The sequence below is a fragment of the Phenylobacterium sp. genome (assembly GCF_004799395.1).
GTDB lineage: Bacteria > Pseudomonadota > Alphaproteobacteria > Caulobacterales > Caulobacteraceae > Phenylobacterium.
In genome coordinates this window covers 1-2,860 of the sequence record NZ_SSMZ01000043.1, presented here as the reverse complement: position 1 = coordinate 2,860, position 2,860 = coordinate 1, and the positions used below count along the sequence as shown (strand labels likewise).

Genomic DNA, 2,860 nt, shown 5'->3' with positions numbered 1-2,860 from the left:
CTGGTCAACAGGCCACGGACGGAAGGTCTTGCTCATACGGTGAGTGAATCACCGCCGAGTCACCTCGTCGAGATCAAAGCCGACGATTACGGAGGCGGTCTGCTAGGGCCTCGCCGCCGGCGGCGCTGGGTAGGCCGCGCACAGCGCATCGACCCGCGCCTGATAGAGCGGCAGCGGGGGCGGACCGGGCTCGATGCCGAGCTTATGCGCGGCTGCGATCTGGACGGTGGCGTTGCGCATCTCGCCCTCCGCCGTCCCGCGGATGTGAGCGGTCAGCCGCAGCAGGGCGTGCGCCTCCTCACGATCCAGCGAGTCCTGGTTGAGGTAGCCCTCCAGGTCCTGCGCCTCGGCGCGCGCGATCACGACCAGGCCCCGCTGGTTGTCGACCGCGCCGAAGTAGTTCGCCAGGGCGAGGCGTTCGTCGAGGTCCATGTGGGCCACGGCGCCGGTCTTGGCGACGTCCCAGACGCTGGTGCGCAGGGTGCTGAGCAGGACGCCGGGCCAAGGCGGCTTGGGTCCCTGGCCCCTCGCCCAGGCCTCGACGGCGGGGAGGCTGCGCAGCCAGCAGCCATCCTCCCGCAGTTCCGTGACATAGGCCCGCACGCTGCTGCGCATCTCCGTATGCAGGGCCGCCCGCGCCTCGCCGACCTCGCGGTGGGTGCGCCCCCATTCGGCCGCCTGCTCGGCGCCCAGCGCCGTCAGCACGCCGACCACGATGATGGCGTACTCCTTCAGGAACTCGCGGACGCCATGCCATGGCTTGGGTTTGTGGATGTCCATGCCGCCCCCAGCGGTTCACTGGCGGTGACTGTAAGCGGACTCGCCGAAGGTCCGCTATGGGTCGATTTCGTTGAAAAAGGCCGCGGTTGTAGCGGGTGGCAGGCCGCGGCGCGCAAGACCGCGACGCCTCAGGCGGTCGCTGGCGTTGGCGGCGGGATGAGCTTGGCGAGTTTGCGCAGGTTCTGGGCGGTGGCGGCGAGGAGAAACTCATCTCGGGCGCCGCAGGGACCGCGCAGGCGCAGACGGTCGAGCTTCAGGATGCGTTTGAGGTGGGCGAAGAGCATCTCGACCTTTTTTCGCTCGCGCCTGGAGGTGACGTAGGCGTCGGTGGTGGCGATCTCGCGAGCGCGATCGCGGGCGGCTTCGTGGATCGAGCGGGTTACCTTTCGGGCCGGCGTGTTCGGGCAGCAGCGCGTCTTCATCGCGCAGGCGTCGCAGTCCGCCTTGCTGGCGCGATAGCGATAGGTGTCGTCCGGCGGGACATCGGGATGATCGCTGCGGAAGGGCCGCCGGTGCTGTTTCAGCTCCTTTCCGCCCGGACAGCGATAGAGGTCGGCCGCCGGATCGTAGGTGAAGTCGCTGCGCGAGAAGGTCCCGTCCTCGCGCTGGGATTTGTCGATGAGCGGGATGTGCGGCTCGACACCCTGGTCGTTGACCAGCCAGTCCAGCATCTCGGCCGAGCCGTAGGCGCTGTCGGCGGCGAGCCGGTCCGGCGAGAGGTCGTGTTGCTCCCGCACGCGCTCGATCATGGTCCGCGCGGCGGTGACTTCCGCCGTGCGCACGGCGGTCGAGGGCTCAACGTCCACGATGACGGCGTGGTCCAGGTCGATCAGATAGTTGGTGGCGTAGGCGAAGAAGGCGAGCCCCTTGTTGGCGCCGGTCCAGCGCGAGGCTGGATCGGCCGGCGAGATAAACTTCGGCGTGACCGTGGTCGCCGCGCCGAAGGCGGCGTCATCCAGCACCGCCAGGTACTCGTCGATAGCCCGGCTGGTGGCCTCGGCCGGGAGGCCCTGCTCGCCGGGCACGCAGCGCTGGCGGTTAGCGTCGGCCGCAATCAGGCTCGCATCGACGGCGAAGCCCTCGCCGCCGACCAGGCCCTCGGCCATGCAGCGGCGCACGACCGTCTCGAAGAGCTGGCGCAGCAGATCGCTCTCGCGGAAGCGACCGTGGCGGTTCTTGGAGAAGGTCGAGTGGTCCGGCACGTCACCGTCCAGGCCGAGGCGGCAGAACCAGCGATAGGCGAGGTTGAGGTGGACCTCCTCACACAGCCGCCGCTCCGAGCGGATGCCGAAGCAATAGCCCACCAGCAGCATCCGGATCAGCAGCTCGGGGTCGATCGAGGGCCGGCCGATCGGGCTGTAGAACGTCGCCAGCTTCGCCCGCAGCTCTTCCAGGTCCACGAACCGGTCAATGGACCGGAGCATGTGATCAGCCGGAACATGCCGGTCCAGCGAGAACTCGTAGAACAGTGCAGCCTGCTCGACCCGGCGCTCTCCCATCATCGGACTGATCTCCGGCCCTCAACAACCAGAGTGAATCAGCCCATCGACGGCCCTGCAACAGCGGAGGTGTGGGCTCCGGAGGGAGATCGGCTAAGATCGAAGGGCATGGATGAAGCGCTCAACGACAACGCAGCTGCGCTGGCCCAGATGGCCCAGCAAGGGGACGATCTCACCCAGGCTCGCGATGTCGAGTTTGCCCATGTCTTCGATGACAGCGGAGCCGCGGAAGCCTTCTGCGCGTGGGCCAAGAAGCAAGGCTATGCCGCAACGATCGAGACCCGCGAAGACGCCAGCACGGACGTCATCATCCGCCTGAACATGGTGCCAGACCTGCACCCTCTCACCGATCTAGAACTAACCTTGGCCGCCGCCGCTCGGGAATATGCCGGCGAACCCGATGGCTGGGGATGCTTCGCTGTCCCTAAGCTTCACTCCTAGCAGCGGCCCGCCACCCACCTTTTTCAACACAATCGGTGGTGGGCTCAACCGGTGAACGCGACACGCTAACCTTTTGTCGGAGGTGGAGCGTGGGTGATGGAGCAGCGGCGTCGTATCTATTATTCGGCAGCCCAGCGGGC

General features: G+C 67.3%; 3 protein-coding genes. 1 reads left to right on the top strand and 2 read right to left on the bottom strand.

Annotated elements, in window-relative coordinates; translation table 11 throughout:
• Positions 1-102 precede the first annotated feature (102 nt).
• Together E8A12_RS02995 and E8A12_RS02990 are read right to left on the bottom strand one after the other, a co-directional pair.
• A complete protein-coding gene (locus E8A12_RS02995; RefSeq protein ID WP_293366273.1) occupies positions 103-780 on the bottom strand; it encodes a hypothetical protein in 678 nt (225 codons plus the stop codon).
• A gap of 128 nt (positions 781-908) precedes the next feature.
• On the bottom strand, positions 909-2,282 hold the full coding sequence (locus tag E8A12_RS02990; RefSeq protein WP_293366272.1) for an IS1182 family transposase: 1,374 nt from the start codon (positions 2,280-2,282) through the stop codon (positions 909-911).
• A 105-nt stretch (positions 2,283-2,387) separates the two neighbouring features.
• Here E8A12_RS02990 and E8A12_RS02985 point away from each other — a divergent pair, with 105 nt between their 5' ends.
• Entirely contained in the window at positions 2,388-2,720 is a 333-nt protein-coding gene (locus tag E8A12_RS02985) for a ribonuclease E inhibitor RraB (RefSeq protein ID WP_293366271.1), read from the top strand.
• Positions 2,721-2,860 lie beyond the last annotated feature (140 nt).

Excerpts from the sequence above, each read along its gene's own strand:
- E8A12_RS02995 (WP_293366273.1), bottom strand. The coding sequence starts at position 780 with ATGGACATCCACAAACCCAAGCCATGGCATGGCGTCCGCGAGTTCCTG.
- E8A12_RS02990 (WP_293366272.1), bottom strand. The coding sequence starts at position 2,282 with ATGATGGGAGAGCGCCGGGTCGAGCAGGCTGCACTGTTCTACGAGTTC.
- E8A12_RS02985 (WP_293366271.1), top strand. The coding sequence starts at position 2,388 with ATGGATGAAGCGCTCAACGACAACGCAGCTGCGCTGGCCCAGATGGCC.